General features: G+C 70.7%; 14 protein-coding genes. 10 read left to right on the top strand and 4 right to left on the bottom strand.

The features are described from left to right. The 3 genes from ACTIAO_RS14445 to ACTIAO_RS14455 all read left to right on the top strand — a co-directional run. A partial coding sequence (locus ACTIAO_RS14445) for a TPM domain-containing protein (RefSeq protein WP_441906905.1) occupies positions 1-1,765 on the top strand: 1,765 nt, incomplete at its 5' end. Positions 1,766-1,836: 71 nt separating this feature from the next. Beyond that, on the top strand, positions 1,837-2,571 hold the full coding sequence (locus ACTIAO_RS14450; protein ID WP_029152564.1) for a PspA/IM30 family protein: 735 nt from the start codon (positions 1,837-1,839) through the stop codon (positions 2,569-2,571). 98 nt (positions 2,572-2,669) lie between these two features. Continuing rightward, entirely contained in the window at positions 2,670-3,488 is an 819-nt protein-coding gene (locus ACTIAO_RS14455) for an arginase family protein (protein ID WP_441841365.1), read from the top strand. Between the two features lie 9 nt (positions 3,489-3,497). Here ACTIAO_RS14455 and ACTIAO_RS14460 read toward each other — a convergent pair whose 3' ends face one another. Next, the gene (locus ACTIAO_RS14460) at positions 3,498-4,706 is read right to left on the bottom strand and encodes an alpha-L-fucosidase (RefSeq protein ID WP_051216309.1); all 1,209 of its coding nucleotides are present in this window, start codon (positions 4,704-4,706) and stop codon (positions 3,498-3,500) included. Positions 4,707-4,724: 18 nt separating this feature from the next. Further along, complete coding sequence (locus ACTIAO_RS14465) at positions 4,725-5,726, bottom strand: LacI family DNA-binding transcriptional regulator (RefSeq protein ID WP_029152566.1); 1,002 nt, start codon at positions 5,724-5,726, stop codon at positions 4,725-4,727. Between the two features lie 177 nt (positions 5,727-5,903). On the opposite strand from ACTIAO_RS14465, the gene ACTIAO_RS14470 reads away from it, so the two are divergent. Then, entirely contained in the window at positions 5,904-8,534 is a 2,631-nt protein-coding gene (locus ACTIAO_RS14470; RefSeq protein ID WP_029152567.1) for a polysaccharide lyase family protein, read from the top strand. Between the two features lies 1 nt (position 8,535). Here ACTIAO_RS14470 and ACTIAO_RS14475 read toward each other — a convergent pair whose 3' ends face one another. Then, on the bottom strand, positions 8,536-9,003 hold the full coding sequence (locus ACTIAO_RS14475) for an SIP domain-containing protein (RefSeq protein ID WP_441837580.1): 468 nt from the start codon (positions 9,001-9,003) through the stop codon (positions 8,536-8,538). Between the two features lie 36 nt (positions 9,004-9,039). Next, entirely contained in the window at positions 9,040-9,504 is a 465-nt protein-coding gene (locus tag ACTIAO_RS14480; protein ID WP_441837578.1) for a carboxymuconolactone decarboxylase family protein, read from the bottom strand. Between the two features lie 200 nt (positions 9,505-9,704). Between ACTIAO_RS14480 and ACTIAO_RS14485 the strand changes: the two genes are divergently transcribed. From ACTIAO_RS14485 to ACTIAO_RS14510, 6 genes are read left to right on the top strand one after another with little or no spacing between them, the layout of a single operon-like run. Then, positions 9,705-10,604, top strand: a complete 900-nt coding sequence (locus tag ACTIAO_RS14485; RefSeq protein ID WP_441839747.1) for an alpha/beta fold hydrolase — start codon at positions 9,705-9,707, stop codon at positions 10,602-10,604. 3 nt (positions 10,605-10,607) lie between these two features. Further along, positions 10,608-12,125 carry an ABC transporter substrate-binding protein gene (locus ACTIAO_RS14490; protein ID WP_441906906.1) on the top strand — a complete coding sequence of 506 codons (1,518 nt, stop codon included), beginning with the start codon at positions 10,608-10,610 and terminating at the stop codon, positions 12,123-12,125. Positions 12,126-12,129: 4 nt separating this feature from the next. Then, positions 12,130-13,083, top strand: coding sequence for an ABC transporter permease (locus ACTIAO_RS14495; protein WP_029152572.1), 954 nt, complete (start codon positions 12,130-12,132; stop codon positions 13,081-13,083). Then, positions 13,080-13,949, top strand: a complete 870-nt coding sequence (locus ACTIAO_RS14500) for an ABC transporter permease (RefSeq protein WP_441906907.1) — start codon at positions 13,080-13,082, stop codon at positions 13,947-13,949. Before ACTIAO_RS14495 ends, ACTIAO_RS14500 begins: the two co-directional genes overlap by 4 nt. Further along, positions 13,946-14,734 carry an ABC transporter ATP-binding protein gene (locus ACTIAO_RS14505; RefSeq protein WP_441906908.1) on the top strand — a complete coding sequence of 263 codons (789 nt, stop codon included), beginning with the start codon at positions 13,946-13,948 and terminating at the stop codon, positions 14,732-14,734. Before ACTIAO_RS14500 ends, ACTIAO_RS14505 begins: the two co-directional genes overlap by 4 nt. Then, the gene (locus tag ACTIAO_RS14510) at positions 14,731-15,513 is read left to right on the top strand and encodes an ATP-binding cassette domain-containing protein (protein ID WP_029152575.1); all 783 of its coding nucleotides are present in this window, start codon (positions 14,731-14,733) and stop codon (positions 15,511-15,513) included. Before ACTIAO_RS14505 ends, ACTIAO_RS14510 begins: the two co-directional genes overlap by 4 nt. Positions 15,514-15,679: the final 166 nt, after the last annotated feature.

Here is a 15,679-nt window from a genome sequence, read left to right on the forward strand (position 1 = left end):
CGTGTACGTCGACGAGTTCACGAACCCCTCGGACGCGCGCGAATGGGCGGGCGCCACGGCGGACGCCAACGGCCTGGGCTCGGATCAGTACCTGCTCGCCATCGCGACCGAGGCGCGCCAGCTCGCGATCGTCGGCCCCGTCGAGGGATCGCTGAGCGATGCGAAGCTCGGATCCGTCGAGGAGGCCGTCGGCACCGCTCTCGGCGGCGACGACTGGGCGGGCGCCGCCGCCGACGAGCTCGAGTCGCAGGCCGCACCGGACTACACCGGGTGGTGGGTCGCGGGCATCGCGGTCGTCATCGCGATCATCGTCATCGTCTGGCTCGCGGTCTCGCGGGCCGCGAAGAAGCGGCGCCTCGAGCGCGAGGCGCGCGAGAAGCTCGAGGCCGAGGTCGACGACGTCTCCTCGCGCGCTTCCGGGCTGCTCGTCGAGATGGACGACTCGCTGCGCACGGCCGAGCAGGAGATGGGATTCGCGGTGGCGCAGTTCGGCAGCGACGCCGTCTCCGAGTACTCGACCGCCCTCACCCGGGCGCGCGAGGCGCTGAACCGTTCGTTCACCATCCAGCAGCAGCTCGACGACGCCGCCCCCGAGACGCTCGAACAGAAGCGCGGCATGTATGGCGAGATCGTGCAGCTGCTCGAGACGGCCGACGCCGAGCTCGACGACAAGGCCGAGGGCTTCGAGGAGCTGCGTGCCATCGAGAAGGACGCGCCCGCCGTGATCGAGCGCCTGACGGCCGAGCGCGCGGCCGCAGCCGACGGCCCCGAGCGGATCACCGCCGAGATCGCGCGGCTCCGCGAGACGTATGCGTCGCCCGCGATCGACACGGTCGAGGACAACGCGGAGGAGACCGCCTCGCGTCTCGAGTTCGCCGACCTGCGCCTTGTCGAGGCCCGCGAGCACCTCGACGCCGGCGACTCCGGCGAGGCCGCCGTCGACCTGCACGAGGCCGAGCAGGCGCTCGGCCAAGCGAACGAGCTCGTCGCGGCCGTGACGGGGCTCCAGAAGACGTTCGCCGAGGCGGAGAAGGACGCGCGCGAGATGATCGCCGATCTCGAGAACGACATCCGTCAGGCCCAGGCGCTCGAGGATCCCGAGGGCCGGCTCGCGCGGGCGATCACGGCGACGCGCTCGCACATCGACACCGCCCGCACCAACCTCTCCGGCGGCGAGCGCACCCCCGTGATCATGTTCGAGGCGCTCGATCAGGCGAACGAGCAGATGGATTCCGCGCTCGCGACAGCGCGCGCCGAGGAGGAGAAGCGACGCCGCACCCAGGCACAGCTCCACCAGACGCTGCGCCGTGCAGCGGGCGAGCTGCACTCCGCCGAGACTCTCGTGAACACCCGCCGCGGGGCGGTCGGCCAGTCGGCGCGGTCCTACATCGCGCAGGCCGGTCAGGCCATCGGCGAGGCGAACGCGCTGCAGTCGTCCGACCCGGCCGCCGCCCTCGCCGCCGCCAAGCGCGGGCTGAGCCTCGCCCAGCAGGCCACGCGCTCCGCGCGATCCGACGTGAACATGTACTCCTCGGGCGGATACGGCGGCCGCTCCGGCGGATCCGGCGTCGGCGGCCAGATCCTGGGCGGCATCGTCGGCGGGCTCATCGGCGGCGCGATCTCCGGCGGCTCGCGCCGCGGATCCGGCTGGGGCGGGTCGTCGCGCGGCTCGTTCGGCGGCGGCTTCAGGGGCGGTCGCAGCTTCGGCGGCGGTCGCAGCTTCGGCGGCGGCTCGCGCGGCGGAGGCGGCGGCCGCCGGTTCTGATCCCGCGCTTACCTTCATCCGCAAGACTTCATCCACTCACACATCTCGACCACCACCGAAAGGCACACGCAATGTCCAAGCAGTCCATTTTCGGCCGTATCTCGACCCTCATCCGTGCGAACGTCAACTCGCTCATCGATCAGGCCGAAGACCCCGAGAAGATGATCGACCAGCTCGTGCGCGACTACACGAACAACATCGCGGAGGCCGAGTCGGCGATCGCCGAGACCATCGGCCAGCTGCGCCTCCTCGAGCGCGACACCGCCGAGGACAAGAAGGAGGCCGCGGAGTGGGGCAACAAGGCCCTCGCCGCGAGCCGCAAGGGCGACGAGCTGCGCGCGGCGGGCGACACCGCCGGCGCCGACAAGTTCGACAATCTCGCGAAGGTCGCCATCCAGCGTCAGGTGCAGACCGAGGGCGAGCTGAAGTCGATCGAGCCGCAGATCCAGCAGCAGCAGGTCGTCGTCGACAAGCTCAAGGACGGCCTGAACGGCATGAAGGTCAAGCTCGATCAGCTCAAGAGCAAGCGCAACGAGCTCGTCGCGCGCTCGAAGGTCGCCGACGCTCAGAACAAGGTCTACGACGCCGTGAAGTCGGTCGACGTGATGGATCCGACGAGCGAGCTCGGCCGCTTCGAGGAGAAGGTGCGCCGCCAGGAGGCGCTCTCCACGGGCAAGCAGGAGCTGGCCGCGTCGAGCCTCGACGCGCAGTTCGAGTCGCTCGAGGACATCGGCGAGCTCACCGAGGTCGAGGCGCGCCTCGCCGCGCTGAAGTCGGGCGGAAGCTCCGGCTCGATCGAGGCCTGACGCCGCCCGGGGTCGGGCGGATCCGGCGCCGCGCGTCGACGCGGCATCGGATCCGCACGACCCTCCCGTTTTTCTGACGTGTGATGGAAGATATGAGGATGACTCGGTTCATCGTCGTTCCGCAATGGCAGGGATCCCCGTCCGCGCGCGCCATGTCGCTCATCGACGGCGCCGACGCGATCCAGAGCGACCTTCCGAGCTCGGCCACCACGCGCGTTCCCGTGCCGACCGAGGCGGGCGAGAGCCTCGACACCCGCGTGCACCGGGCCAGCACGCTGCGCCGCGTATCGCAGCACGTGCGCGAGGAGCTCAGCGCGTTCCCCGGCGAGCGCCTGATCGTGATCGGCGGCGACTGCGGCGTGGCCGTGCCCGCCATCGCGCACGCGGCAGGCGACGACCTCGCCGTGGTGTGGTTCGACGCGCACGGCGACCTGCACTCCCCCGAGACCTCGCCCTCCGGCGCATACTCGGGCATGGCACTGCGGGCCGCGCTCGGCACCGCCCCCGAGGGCCTCGGTGCGTCGATCGGCGCGATCGCCCCCGAGCGCGTCGTCCTGGCGGGCGCGCGCGACCTCGACCTCGACGAGGACCTCGTGATCTCCGAGTCGGGCATCCGCGTGGTCAGCGCCGACGACATCGCCGGTTCGCTGGCCGATGCCGTCGTCGCCACCGGTGCGAGCCGCGTCTTCATCCACATCGACCTCGACGTGCTCGACCCGTCTCACATGGCGGGCGTCTCGGTGGCGCAGCCGTTCGGGGCGGATCCGGCCGACGTCGTTTCCGCCATCGCCGCGATCCGCGAGCGGCTCGAGCTCGCGGGCGCCTCGATCGCCGGGTTCGCGCCCCGTTCCGCCGACGCGGCCGTCGACGATATGGGCACGATCCTGCGCCTCATCGGCGCGCTGGCGAAGAAGTAGCCCGGCGCCTCACTCGGGCAGGCGAACGACGACGGCGTCCGGCCGGGCCTCGGTCACCCGCGCGGCGGTTTCCGCGGTCCCGACGACCGCGATCAGGCGGTCCCCGCTCACCCACCCGCGCACCCAGGCGTCGCCCGCGGCGACGCTCGCCGCCTCGTCGGCCGTGAGCATGCGCCGGGACGAGGTGAGCGGCTTGATCGCGCTGAGCCACTCGGCGGCGCCCTCGAGGGTGCGCCGCTGCACGTCCGGGATCCGGCCCGACGCGTCCGGGCCGACGTTGAGCAGCAGCCGCCCCCCGCGCGAGACGACGTCGGCGTACAGCCGCGCGAGCTCGCGCGGCGACAGCGTCAGCGCCTCGTCCTCCACGCGGTTATGCCCGAACGAGAAGCCGAGCCCGCGCGTGTGCTCCCACCCGGATCCGCCCTCGTTGCCCACATCGTGGGCGTACTCGCTCGTGCGGTAGTCCCAGAGATCCGTTCCCCAGCGGTCGTTGACGATGCCGTCCGGCACGGCGTCGCGATAGTGACGGATCAGCTCGTCCAGCGACCCATCGTGCTTTCCGGCATCGGGCCAGTCGATGTCGTTCCAGATGATCGACGGGCGGAATCGGTCGATCAGGTCGCGCACGTGATCCGTGGCGTAGCGCGCGTACGCCGCGTCCGTCGGCCGGATGGTCTCGACGTCGTCCTGCGACTGAATCGGCGGGAGGTCCGTGAACGACCAGTCGAGCCCGCCGGAGTAGTACACGCCGAGCCGCATGCCCGCACGCCGGATCGCGTCGGCGAGCGGCGAGAGCAGGTCGCGCCGCGGACCGCGCGCGACCGTGTTGCGGCCGCCTGATCGCGGCGCCTCCCACAGCGCGATGCCGTCGTGATGCTTCGTCGTGGGGATCACGTAATCGGCCCCCACGGCGCGGAACAGGCTCGCCCAGTCGTCCGGATCGAACTGGTCGGGCGCCCACTCATCGAGGAAGCGGTCGTAGGGCTGGCCGGCGTGCGCCTCGGCCTGGTGCCGCGCCGCGGGCGAGCCCTCGATGCGCATCGTGTTGGCGTACCACTCGGCGTACGCGTTGTGCGCGAACCAGATCTCAGGGTCGATCGCGCCCCACGCGCCGGTCGGCTCGGCCCACGCCGGCACCGAGTACGGCCCCCAGTGGACGAAGATGCCGAGCGTGGCCTGCTGGGCCCATTCGGGCAGCGGGCGAGAAGAGTCGGTCACGGTGAGATCCTGTCGAAGTCAGCGGTGTCGGCGTACGGATTCGCCCGCCGTGAGGTCTGCGGGCACGGTCACGAAGCGCGGATCCCCGCCCGGCCCGCGGCCGATGCGCTCGAGCATGAGGCCCGCGGCCTTCTCGGCGATCACGTCGATCGGCTGCGCGATCGTCGTGGCGCGGGGCCTGCTCACGCGGGCGATGTCGTCGAGGTCGAACCCGACGAACGACAGCTCGTCCGGCACGGACAGGCCGGACTCGTTCAGCGCGATCAGGCCGCCGATCGAGAGGTCGTAGTTGGCGGTGAAGACGGCGCTCGGCCGGTCGTCGCGCGCGATCATCGCGTGCATCGCTCGGCGCCCGGCATCGACCGTCGGCTCGTCGTCCCTCAGCAGCAGGTCGCGGCCGCCGAGGCCCCGGCTCTCGAGCGCCTCGACGAACCCATCGCGGCGCTCGCCGAGCGACCCGATGGCGTCCCCGCCGCCGATGACGCCGATGCGCCGATGCCCGTGATCGAGCAGATGGAACGCCGCCATCGCCCCCGCCGCGCGGTTGTCGAGCTGCACATGGTCGGCCTCGAGGTCGGCGAAGGTGTGATCGATCGTCACGATCGGGAGCCCGGCTCGGCGGGCAGAGCCGAGAGCCGCGACGTCGTGCGGCGACGGAACCGACACGATCCCGTCGACCATCCGCGACCGCAGCGATTCCACCGCCTCGCCCGGGGCGTCGTCGAGCGCCGGGCTCGAGGAGACGAGCACGCCGATGCCATGGCGGCGCAGGTGCCGCTCCACCCCGGCGATGAGCGCGAGGATGAAGCCGTTGTCGAGCGACGGCACGAGCACCCCGACGGTCTCGGAACGGCCGCTGCGGAGGCCGCGGGCGACCCCGTTCACGCGAAAGCCGAGCTCGTCGGCGGCCTGCTTGATCGCGGTGGCGTTCTCGGGGCGCACGGGCGCCCCGTTGAAGTGCTTCGAGATCGTCGACAGCGACAGGCCCGTCGCGCGCTGGATGTCCTTGTAGGTCGCCATCGCCTCCCCCTCGAAGAACCGTTTCGGATATGTCTCGCGATCCCCAGCGTAATCTCGCGCCACCCCCTTGACAAGTCCGATGAATACGCCCTACATTCGGGACGGTTGATCACACGAAACGATTCGTTTCATTCGGTCGAACCCCTCACGACACACCCGCCAGGAAGGCTCCGTGACATGACACCCGACTTCGCAATGACGCGTCGCACGTTCGGACATCTCGCCGGCATCACGGCCGCCGCGCTCGCCGTGACGACCTACGCCTCGCCCGCCTCGGCGACCTCGTCGTCCGCGCGGCCGACGCTGGAGGAGACCGAGGCGGCCGTGATCGTCGACAACGGCCTCGTGCGCGTCGTGATCGACCGCTCCAACGGCCGCATGACGTCGCTCGTCTACGACGGAGTCGAGATGGTCGGCCGCGGCAACTACGACATGAACGCCGCGCGCGAGGGCGCGTCGCTGCCGCTCCCGGGAGCCGACGACGGCATCGTCGTGCGCCGCGAGCAGGACTTCGTCGACGTCGCCTATCACCATGCGCCCTCGAACGGCATGCCGTGCCACCTCGTGCGCCACCACATCATCCGCGCGGGCGAGCCGGGCATCCACCTCGCCTACAGCTACGACCACCCGGCCGAGCTGCACGGGTTCCGCATCGACCAGCATCGCTACGTGTTCTACACGGCGGGCGGCGTCTTCACGCACGCGTCGGTTCCGGACGACGCGAACGCGACCGCGTGGCGCGACGCCGCCGCGCGCATGCCCACGCCCGCGGAGATGTCGAGCGGCCGCACCGTGATGGATGCGACGACGGACCTCGAGGGCACCGGATCCGCATACCCGCGCCGGTACTACACGAAGTACGACTGGGCCGTGTACATGAAGGACCACTCCCTGCACGGCCTCTACGGCAGCGGGTACGGAATGTGGGCGGCCCTGCCGAACCTCGAGGCGTTCTCGGGCGGCCCCGTGCGTCAGGATCTCGTGCTGCATCAGAGGAACGACAGCCCCGTGCTGCTCGTCGAACCGCACGCGACGCACTACGGCTCTCGCCCCGTGCGCGTTTCCTCCGGCGAGGCCTGGCAGAAGACGTACGGCCCGTACTACGTCCACCTCAACAAGGGATCGGATCCTCGCGCGCTCCGGCAGGATGCGCTGACGAAGGCGCGCTTCGACGCGCACGCCGGCTTCTACGACCGCCTCGCGATCGAGGGTTGGACGCCGAAGCGCCAGCGCTCGCGCGTCATCGGCAAGGCGCACATTCCGGGCCTCCCCCTGCGCGACATCGTCGGATCCGTGGCCGTGCTGTCGGACAACCGCACGCCGATGCAGGACAGTGCGCTCGGCTACAACTACTGGTCCGAGGTCGGCCCCGGCGGCCACTTCTCGATCGCCGACGTGCGCCCGGGCACCTACCGCCTGACAATCTACGGCGAGGGGATCTGGGGCGAGCACGTCATCGACGACGTCACGATCGACGCGGGCAGCGTCGTGCGGCTCGGCCGCATGGTGTGGGAGCAGGAGGTGAGCGGCGAGACGATCTTCCAGATCGGATCCCCGACGCGCGATTCGCGGGAGTTCCGCGGCGGGCGCGACTTCCGCCAGTACGGCCTGTTCCACTCGTACCGTGATGAGTTCCCGGACGGGGTGACGTACGTCGTCGGGCAGAGCGACGACAACGACTGGAACTACATCCACTACCAGCGCGCGTACGAGATCTCCGCGCCGGAGGGCACGATCGTGCCGGAGAACGCCGAGGGCGTTCGCCTGTTCGACTTCGGCGGATCCGCCTCCCCTCTCGCCGCCGGGTACGAGCGGGTCGCGAACGACACGCTCTACTCGTCGGGCGGCGGGTTCGGGCTCGATCGCGCGACCGACTTCCGGGATCGCGACGCCGGCGGCGACCTGCAGCGCGACTTCATCGTCGGCGGCGCCACGTTCTTCGTCGACCTCCCCGACGGCGAATACGACGTGACGGTGATCTCGGGTGACGCGATCGCCGGCAACGCGACGACCGTCGCGATCGGATCTTCAGCCCCCGTGGCGCTCGACACGGCCACCGGCGAGTACGCGGTCCACACGCAGCGCGTCGCCGTCTCCGGCGGGCGCCTCGACGTGGTCGCGTCGGGTGACGGGCGGCTGAACGCCGTCGAGATCGTCGCGGTCGACGCCGCGATCCCCGTCCTCGACTCCCTGAGCGTCGACGGCAGCGACGTCACGCCGTCGTTCAGCGCGTTCCGCTCGGACTTCGCGGTCGATCTGCCGCACGATCGCGACACGGTGCGCGTCCGCGCCACGGCGCGCAGCGGATCCGTCGTGGACATCGACGGCGTGCGCGTGCCGGACGACGGGCTCGACGTCGCCGTCTCGGACGAGCACAACGTCATCGAGATCCGCGTGACGTCGCCCGGCGCCGCCGCGCCGTCGACGTACCGCCTGCACGTCACCCAGCAGGAGAAGCCCTGGCGGATCGTCTTCGGCCTCGACCAGCCGACCGCGGGCCGTCGCGCGACACTGACCGTGTGGCTCGCGGCATGGGCGATGGGATCCGCGCTGCCGATACCGGACGAGCAGAGCAACCTGACCATCCGCGTGAACGGCGAGCCGTTCGTGTGGACATTCGAGCCGGACGACGCCCGCGGCGCGACCTATCGGAGCGGCCGCGGAGGGAGGAATTTCCACCGCGAGTTCACGTTCGATGCCGCACTGCTCACGCCGACCGACAACGTGATCACGCTGCAGATCAATGAGGGCGCCGAGCACCTCTGGAACGAGGCAGCCTACGACGCGATCCGGCTCGAGCTCGCCTGAGTCACACGTACTGGCGGAGCGCCTCGGAGACCGTGATGCGGTCGCGGTCGAAGCCGATGGCGCCCGTCAGGTGCTCGACGATGTCGGCCGTGGCGACGTAGCCACCGAGCAGGGTGATGTTCGTCTCGTGCGCCTCGTCGCCGCAGAGCATCTCGTCGGCGTACGCGATCGCGGAGCGCGTCATCGCGACGCCCGGGCGGCACAGCTCGGCCGTTCCGGGGGCGCCGCGGCGCACGGAGCGGTCGAGCCAGGTCACGGTCATGCGCAGCGGCGCCTGCAGGGCGCAGATCCACGATGCGTCGGGAACCTCGATGAACACGCGGCCCGACGCGCACATCGGCAGCGTCGCGAGGACCAGCTCGAGGTCGGCGAGCGAGCGCTCGTCGGCCACCACGAGGTGCTGCGCACGCGCGTGATGGCGTGAACGGCAGGCTGATTCGTCGTGGGAGGTGGCCGGGCGCGTTGTCATAGTGGTTCCAGTGTACGCCCGGAAATGTAGGATCGCCTAACCTTGCCTGGACGCGACCTCGTACCGCCCGGCGATCGCCTGGCGGTTGAACGCGTTGATGGCGATCGCCAGCCAGCTCACGCCGATGTACTCCTCCTCCGTCAGCACGGAGCCGACGCGGTTGTACACCTCGTCCGAGATCCCGTCCTGGTGGATCAGCGTGTGCGCCTCGGCGAGCTCGAGCGCCGCGCGCTCGCGCTCGGTGAACACCCCGCTGTCGCGCCACGCGGTGAGCTGCCCGAGCTCGTCCATCGTCACGCCGGCCTTCTCGGCCCGGTCCACGTGCACGCGCATGCAGTACGCGCAGCCGTTGATCTGCGAGCACCGCAGCTGCACGAGCTCCATCAGCCTGTCGTCGAGGCCGTGCTCGCGCGCGTGAGCGCCGACCGCCTTCGAGAACTCCTGGAGTGCCTGGTAGACGCCCCGCGCCCGCCTCGCCAGATGTACGCGATTCTGAGTCATGAACGCACCCTACCGAGAGGGGGCGAAAATCGCGCGGAAAATCACACTGCACGCTCCTAGAAACTCACATGCGGCATTCTGCGCACTTCTGTCGCAATAGACTGTGCGTTATTCGATCCGATTTCGTCGCGGCCGCTCGCGACCGCCACAATGGCACTGTTCGATACCCGCGAACGTCCCCTGCTCAAGGATCCCCCTCAATGACGACGCACGCCGACCTGAACGAGTTCTCCTTCCTCGCCGATGATGCCCGCGACCAGGGTGCGGAGGCGCCCGCCGCCGCGCGCGTTCAGCTCGAGCTGCCGGACGGCCGCGCCCTCAGCGCGATCCGGTACGGATCCGGCACGCCGAACACGGTGTTCCTGCACGGCGCGGGCCTCAACGCGCACACCTGGGACCGCACCGTCATCGACCTCGGTGCCCCCGCCCTCTCGCTCGACCTCCCGTGGCACGGCGACTCGTCGTGGCGCACCGACGCCGATTACGCCCCCGAGACGATCGTGCCCGACATCATCCGCGCGATCGAGGAGTGGGCGTCAGCGCCCATCACGCTCGTCGGCCACTCGCTCGGCGGCCTCACTGCCGCGCACGTCGCCTCCGCGCGCCCCGATCTCGTCTCGGACCTGATCCTCGTCGACATCGTGCCGGGGATCGGATCCGGCGGGCCGTCGCAGCTCTCCGCGTTCTACGCCCGGCTCGAGTTCGAATCCGTCGATGACGTCTTAGACCACGCCCTGGCGTTCGGCCTCGGCGGATCGCGGGACAAGGCGCTCCGCGGCGTGCTGCTGAACACGCGCACGCGCGAGGACGGCGTCGTCGAGTGGAAGCACCACCTCGCGCACGTGCTGTCCGAGAAGACCGAGGTGCCGCGCCTGCGCGACCACCACGACACCGACTGGGACGCGCTGCGCCGGGTCGCTCAGCCGATCACCCTCATCGCCGGATCCCGCGGCTACCTCGGCGACGACGACCTCGCCGCCTTCGCCGCGGCGCAGCCCGAGGCGCGCATCGTCACCGTCGACGCCACGCACAACGTGCAGGAGACGGCCCACCGCGACATCGCCGACCTCGTCCGTTCGACCCGTCCCGAAAGAACCTGACCCATGGTCTCCTTGCCCTCTCGCCGGATCGCTGCAGGATCCGTCCTCGCCGCCGGAGCGCTCGTTCTCGCCGGCTGCTCCGGATCGACGTCCCCTTCCGAGCCCTCCGGCGGGCCGGATCCGGACGCCACGCTCACCGTCGGCCTCGTGCTCGAGCCGACGAACCTCGACATCCGCCACACCTCCGGCGCCGCCCTCGAGCAGGCGCTGATCGAGAACGTCTACGAGGGCCTCGTCTCCCGCGGCGATGACTCAGGCGTCGAGCCGGCTCTCGCGAGCGACTGGCAGGTCTCCGACGACGGGCTGACGTACACCTTCGAGCTGCAGGACGGCGTCACCTTCCACGACGGATCCGCCCTCACCGCGGACGACGTCGTGGCATCGCTCGACGCCGTGCGCTCGGACGAATCGACGATCGGCTACGCCGACCTTCAGGTGATCGACACCGTCACGGCCGTCGACGACGCCACGGTCGAGGTCGCCCTCGCCGAGCCGAACCAGAACTTCCTGTTCACCCTGACCGGCCCCGCCGGCGTGATCCTCGATTCCGAGGACGAAACCGACCTGGCCACCGCGGCCAACGGCACGGGCCCGTTCACGCTCGCGAACTGGAGCCAGGGCGACAGCATCACGTTCGAGCGCAACGACGATTACTGGGGCGAGAAGGCCGGCGTTGCGGAGGTCGTGTTCGCCTACATCCCCGAGGCGACCGCGCTCGTGAACGCGGGCCTCGACGGCTCGGTCGACGTGCTCACGGGCGTCGAATCCGACCTCGCCCCGCAGCTCGAGGACGCCTTCGAGGTGACCGAGGGCGAGACGACCGACAAGTTCATCCTCGCGTTCAACGAGCGGGCCGCTCCCCTCGACGACATCCGGGTGCGCGAGGCGCTGCGCCTCGCGATCGACCACGACGCGATCCTCGAGCGCGTCGGCGCGGGCGAGAAGCTGTTCGGGCCGATTCCTCCGCTCGATCCCGGCTACGAAGACCTCTCCGACACGATCTCGTTCGACCCCGACCGCGCGCGCGAGCTGCTCGCCGAGGCGGGCGCCGAGGACCTCGAGCTGACGATGACCGTCTCGAACACGTACCCCACGTACTTCTCGACGCTGCTCGTGTCGATGTTCGACGACATCGGCGTGACGCTCGACGTCGAGCCCGTCGAGTTCTCGACCTGGCTCAACGACGTATACACGAACCGCGATTACGAGCTGAGCTTCGTCAATCACGTCGAGCCGCGCGACTTCAACTCGTGGGCGAACCCCGACTACTACTACGCACTCGCCGACAACGACGCGTTCACCGAAGTGCAGTCGCTCTACGTCGACGCGATGCGCGAGACGGATCCCGACGCGTCGGCCGCGCTGCTGGCCGAGGCCGCGCGCGTGGTCGCCGCGCAGCACCCCGCCGACTGGCTGTTCACACGCAGCGACATCGTCGCCCTCGCGCCCGGCATCGAGAACTTCCCGGTCGCCTCGACGAGCACGAGGCTGGACGTCGCGGACGTGACCGTCACCCGCTGATCCCATGCTCCGTTACGCCGCCACACGGATCCTGTTCCTCGCGCTGGGCCTGCTCGTCGCGAGCGCGCTCATCTTTGCGACCCTCAGGATCCTGCCCGGCGACGTGGCGCAGATGATCGCGGGCACGGAGGGAACGCCCGCGCAGGTCGAACGGATCCGCTCAGACCTCGGGCTCGACCGGCCGGTCGCCGCGCAGTATTTCGAGTGGATCGGCGGGGTGCTGACCGGCGACCTCGGCACGTCGATGCTCACGCGCGCGAGCGTGGCGGGCGAGATCGCGGCCAAGGCGCAGGTGACGATTCCGCTCGGCGCCCTGTCGCTCGTCATCGCGCTCGCGTTCGCGCTCCCCCTCGGCGTCGTCTCGGCGGTGCGGCACCGCACCCACACGGGAACCGCGATCGGGGTCGTCTCGCAGCTGCTCGCGGCCGTGCCGGTTGTCTGGGCGGGCCTCATGTTCGTGGTGCTGTTCGCGGTGCTGCTCGGCTGGCTCCCGGCGCAGGGCTTCCCGCGGGCGGGCTGGCAGGATCCGGTCGGCGCGATCCGCGCCCTGATCCTCCCGGCGGTCACGATCGGCATCGTCGAGGGCGCGATGCTGATGCGCTTCGTGCGCAGCGCCACGCTGCAGGCCCTAGGCGAGGACTTCGTGCGCACGGGTGCCGCGAAGGGCCTCACGCGCACGCAGTCGCTCGTGCGCCACGGGCTGCCGGCCGTCGGGCTGTCGGTGATCACGGTGCTCGGCATCCAGATCGCCGGCATCATCGTCGGTGCGGTCGTCATCGAGCAGGTCTTCACGCTCCCCGGCATCGGGCGCATGCTGGTCACCGACGTCGGCGCGCGCGACCTCACGATGGTCCAGGGCGAGCTGCTCGTGCTCACGGGCTTCGTGCTGATCGTCGGGTTCGTCGTCGACCTCATCCATCACCTGGTCGATCCGCGGCAGAGGGAGGACCAGCGATGAGCGCGCTCCGACGCCTCTGGCGGATCCCCGTGGGGCGCGCCGCGCTCATCGTCATCGCGGTCGTCGTCATCACGGCGCTCGTGTCGCTCGTCTGGACGCCGTTCGACCCGCGGCGCGCGGACGCGTACGCCTCCTGGGCCGCCCCGAGCTGGCCGCACCTGCTCGGCACCGACGGCACGGGCCGCGACATCCTCTCGCTCGTCATGGCGGGATCGCGCATCACGGTGCTCGTCGCCGTCGGCGCCGGCATCGTCGCGACCCTCGTCGGCGTCGTGCTCGCCGCGCTCGGCGCGCTCACGGCGCGGCCGGTGCGCGAGTCGGTCGCCGTGCTCGTCGACATCCTCATCGCGTTCCCCGTGCTGCTGATCGCGATGATGATCGCGGCCGTGTGGGGCGGATCCCTGTGGGTCGTGATCTGGTCGGTCGGCATCGGATACGGCGTCAACATCGCCCGCGTGGCCCGCGCGGAGCTGCGCCGGGTGAACCGGTCGGACTTCGTCACCGCCGCGCAGGCCGCCGGGCTCACGCGCTCGCAGATCCTCGTGCGCCACCTGCTGCCGAACGCGGCGCCCGTGTTCATCGTGCAGCTGTCGTGGTCGATGGCCGCCGCCGTGCTCGCCGAGGCGGGCCTGTCGTACCTGGGATTCGGTGCCCCCGTCACCCAGCCGAGCTGGGGTCTGCTGCTCAGCGAGCTGCAGAATTACCTCACGCTGCACCCGCTCGCGGTGCTGTGGCCCGGCATCGCGATCACGCTGACCGTGCTCGCGCTCAACCTGCTGGGTGACGCGCTGCGCGAGGCGACGGATCCCACGCTCGCCCGTGGCGAGAAGCGCACCCAGTCGCACACCCCGGGGGTGATCGCATGAGCCTCATCGTCGAGGACCTCTCGGTCGAGATCGGCGGAACCCGCGTCGTGGACGGCGTCAGCTTCGAGGTGCCGGACGGCGCGCGAACCGGGATCATCGGGGAATCGGGGTCGGGCAAGTCGCTGACCGCGCTCGCGATCATGGGGCTGCTCCCCGACGGCGCGACCGCGAGCGGGTCGATCCGGTGGGACGGCCGCGAGCTGATCGGCATGCCGGATCGCGAGCGCGCGCGGATCCGCGGCCGCGAGATCGGCATGATCTTCCAGGAGCCCGCCTCGGCGCTCAACCCGATCCGCCGGGTCGGCGTGCAGATGTCGGAGGCGGCGCGGATCCATCGCTCGGTGAACCGGCGCGATGCGGCAGCCCTCGCGGTCGACCTCGCGCGCGACGTGGGGCTCCCCTCCCCCGAGACCGTCGTCGACAGCTATCCCCACCAGCTCTCGGGCGGACAGCGGCAGCGCGTCGGCATCGCCGCCGCGCTCGCGGGCCGCCCGTCGCTCGTCGTCGCCGATGAGCCGACGACCGCGCTCGACGTCACGGTGCAGCAGGGCATCCTCGACCTGCTCGCCGGCCTCGTGACGGGCGGCGGCGTCTCGCTGCTGTTCATCACGCACGACCTCGCGGTGCTCGCGCAGATCGCGACCCACGCGATCGTGCTCGAGCACGGACGCGTGGCGGAGTCGGGCGAGGTCGCACGCCTGCTCTCGGCGCCGGAGCATCCCGTCACCCGCGGCCTCCTGCGCGATGCGAGAGCGACCCTGTGGCGCCCCGGAGGGACATCATGAGCGAGGTCATCCTGCAGGCGCGCGGCGTCACGCGCGAGTTCTTCGCGCCGCGGCGCACGCTGTTCGACAAGCGCACGAGGTCGTTCGCGCTGGGCCCGGTCGATCTCACGGTGCGCACGGACTCATCCGTGGGCATCATCGGCGAGTCCGGATCAGGCAAGTCGACGCTCGCGCGGCTGCTGCTCGGCCTCGATCAGCCGACGTCGGGGGTCGTCGAGGTCGGCGGGATGGCGGTCGATGCGGGGGCGAAGGCCCGCGACCTGCGCTGGCTGCGGCGCGCCATGGGCGTCGTCCTGCAGGATCCGTACGGATCGCTCGACCCCCGGATGAGCGTCGGCCGCATCGTCGGCGAACCGCTCTGGGCGCTCGGCATCGACGGCGACCGGCGAGCGCGCGTCGCGGAGGTGCTCGCTCGCGTCGGCCTCGAGGGCGTCGAGGACCGCTACCCGCACGAGTTCTCCGGTGGGCAGCGTCAGCGCATCGCGCTCGCGCGAGCGATCGTGCACCGCCCGCGTATCCTCGTGGGCGACGAGCCACTCAGCGCGCTCGACGTGACGGTGCGCGCAGAGGTCCTCGATCTGCTCGGCCAGATCCGGCGCGAGGAGGGCATGACCCTCATCCTGATCAGCCACGACATCGGCGTCGTTCAGAACGTGTGCGACGAGGTCGTGGTGATGACGGACGGATCCGTCGTGGAACAGGGCGCAACGAACGAGGTGCTCGTGCACCCGCGCCACGATTACACGAAGCAACTTCTCGCGGCGATCCCGACGATCTAAGGCGCGGTGGTCTCCGCCGGCGCCGACGTCTCGGCTGGGGCGGACGGCGAAGGCTCGGTCGGAGCCGGCTCCGTGGGCGCGGGTTCCGTCGGAGCGGGCTCGGTGGGCGCAGGTTCCGTCGGAGCGGGCTCGGTGGGCGCAGGTTCCGTCGGAGCGGGCTCGGTGG

The sequence above is a fragment of the Microbacterium sp. genome (assembly GCF_052099035.1).
GTDB lineage: Bacteria > Actinomycetota > Actinomycetes > Actinomycetales > Microbacteriaceae > Microbacterium.

What these genes read in the sequence shown, in the direction of transcription:
- ACTIAO_RS14455 (WP_441841365.1), top strand. Translation starts at nt 2,670, where the DNA reads ATGACTCGGTTCATCGTCGTTCCGCAATGGCAGGGATCCCCGTCCGCG.
- ACTIAO_RS14480 (WP_441837578.1), bottom strand. Translation starts at nt 9,504, where the DNA reads ATGACTCAGAATCGCGTACATCTGGCGAGGCGGGCGCGGGGCGTCTAC.
- ACTIAO_RS14505 (WP_441906908.1), top strand. Translation starts at nt 13,946, where the DNA reads ATGAGCCTCATCGTCGAGGACCTCTCGGTCGAGATCGGCGGAACCCGC.
- ACTIAO_RS14475 (WP_441837580.1), bottom strand. Translation starts at nt 9,003, where the DNA reads ATGACAACGCGCCCGGCCACCTCCCACGACGAATCAGCCTGCCGTTCA.
- ACTIAO_RS14510 (WP_029152575.1), top strand. Translation starts at nt 14,731, where the DNA reads ATGAGCGAGGTCATCCTGCAGGCGCGCGGCGTCACGCGCGAGTTCTTC.
- ACTIAO_RS14495 (WP_029152572.1), top strand. Translation starts at nt 12,130, where the DNA reads ATGCTCCGTTACGCCGCCACACGGATCCTGTTCCTCGCGCTGGGCCTG.
- ACTIAO_RS14490 (WP_441906906.1), top strand. Translation starts at nt 10,608, where the DNA reads ATGGTCTCCTTGCCCTCTCGCCGGATCGCTGCAGGATCCGTCCTCGCC.
- ACTIAO_RS14470 (WP_029152567.1), top strand. Translation starts at nt 5,904, where the DNA reads ATGACACCCGACTTCGCAATGACGCGTCGCACGTTCGGACATCTCGCC.
- ACTIAO_RS14500 (WP_441906907.1), top strand. Translation starts at nt 13,080, where the DNA reads ATGAGCGCGCTCCGACGCCTCTGGCGGATCCCCGTGGGGCGCGCCGCG.
- ACTIAO_RS14465 (WP_029152566.1), bottom strand. Translation starts at nt 5,726, where the DNA reads ATGGCGACCTACAAGGACATCCAGCGCGCGACGGGCCTGTCGCTGTCG.
- ACTIAO_RS14450 (WP_029152564.1), top strand. Translation starts at nt 1,837, where the DNA reads ATGTCCAAGCAGTCCATTTTCGGCCGTATCTCGACCCTCATCCGTGCG.
- ACTIAO_RS14485 (WP_441839747.1), top strand. Translation starts at nt 9,705, where the DNA reads ATGACGACGCACGCCGACCTGAACGAGTTCTCCTTCCTCGCCGATGAT.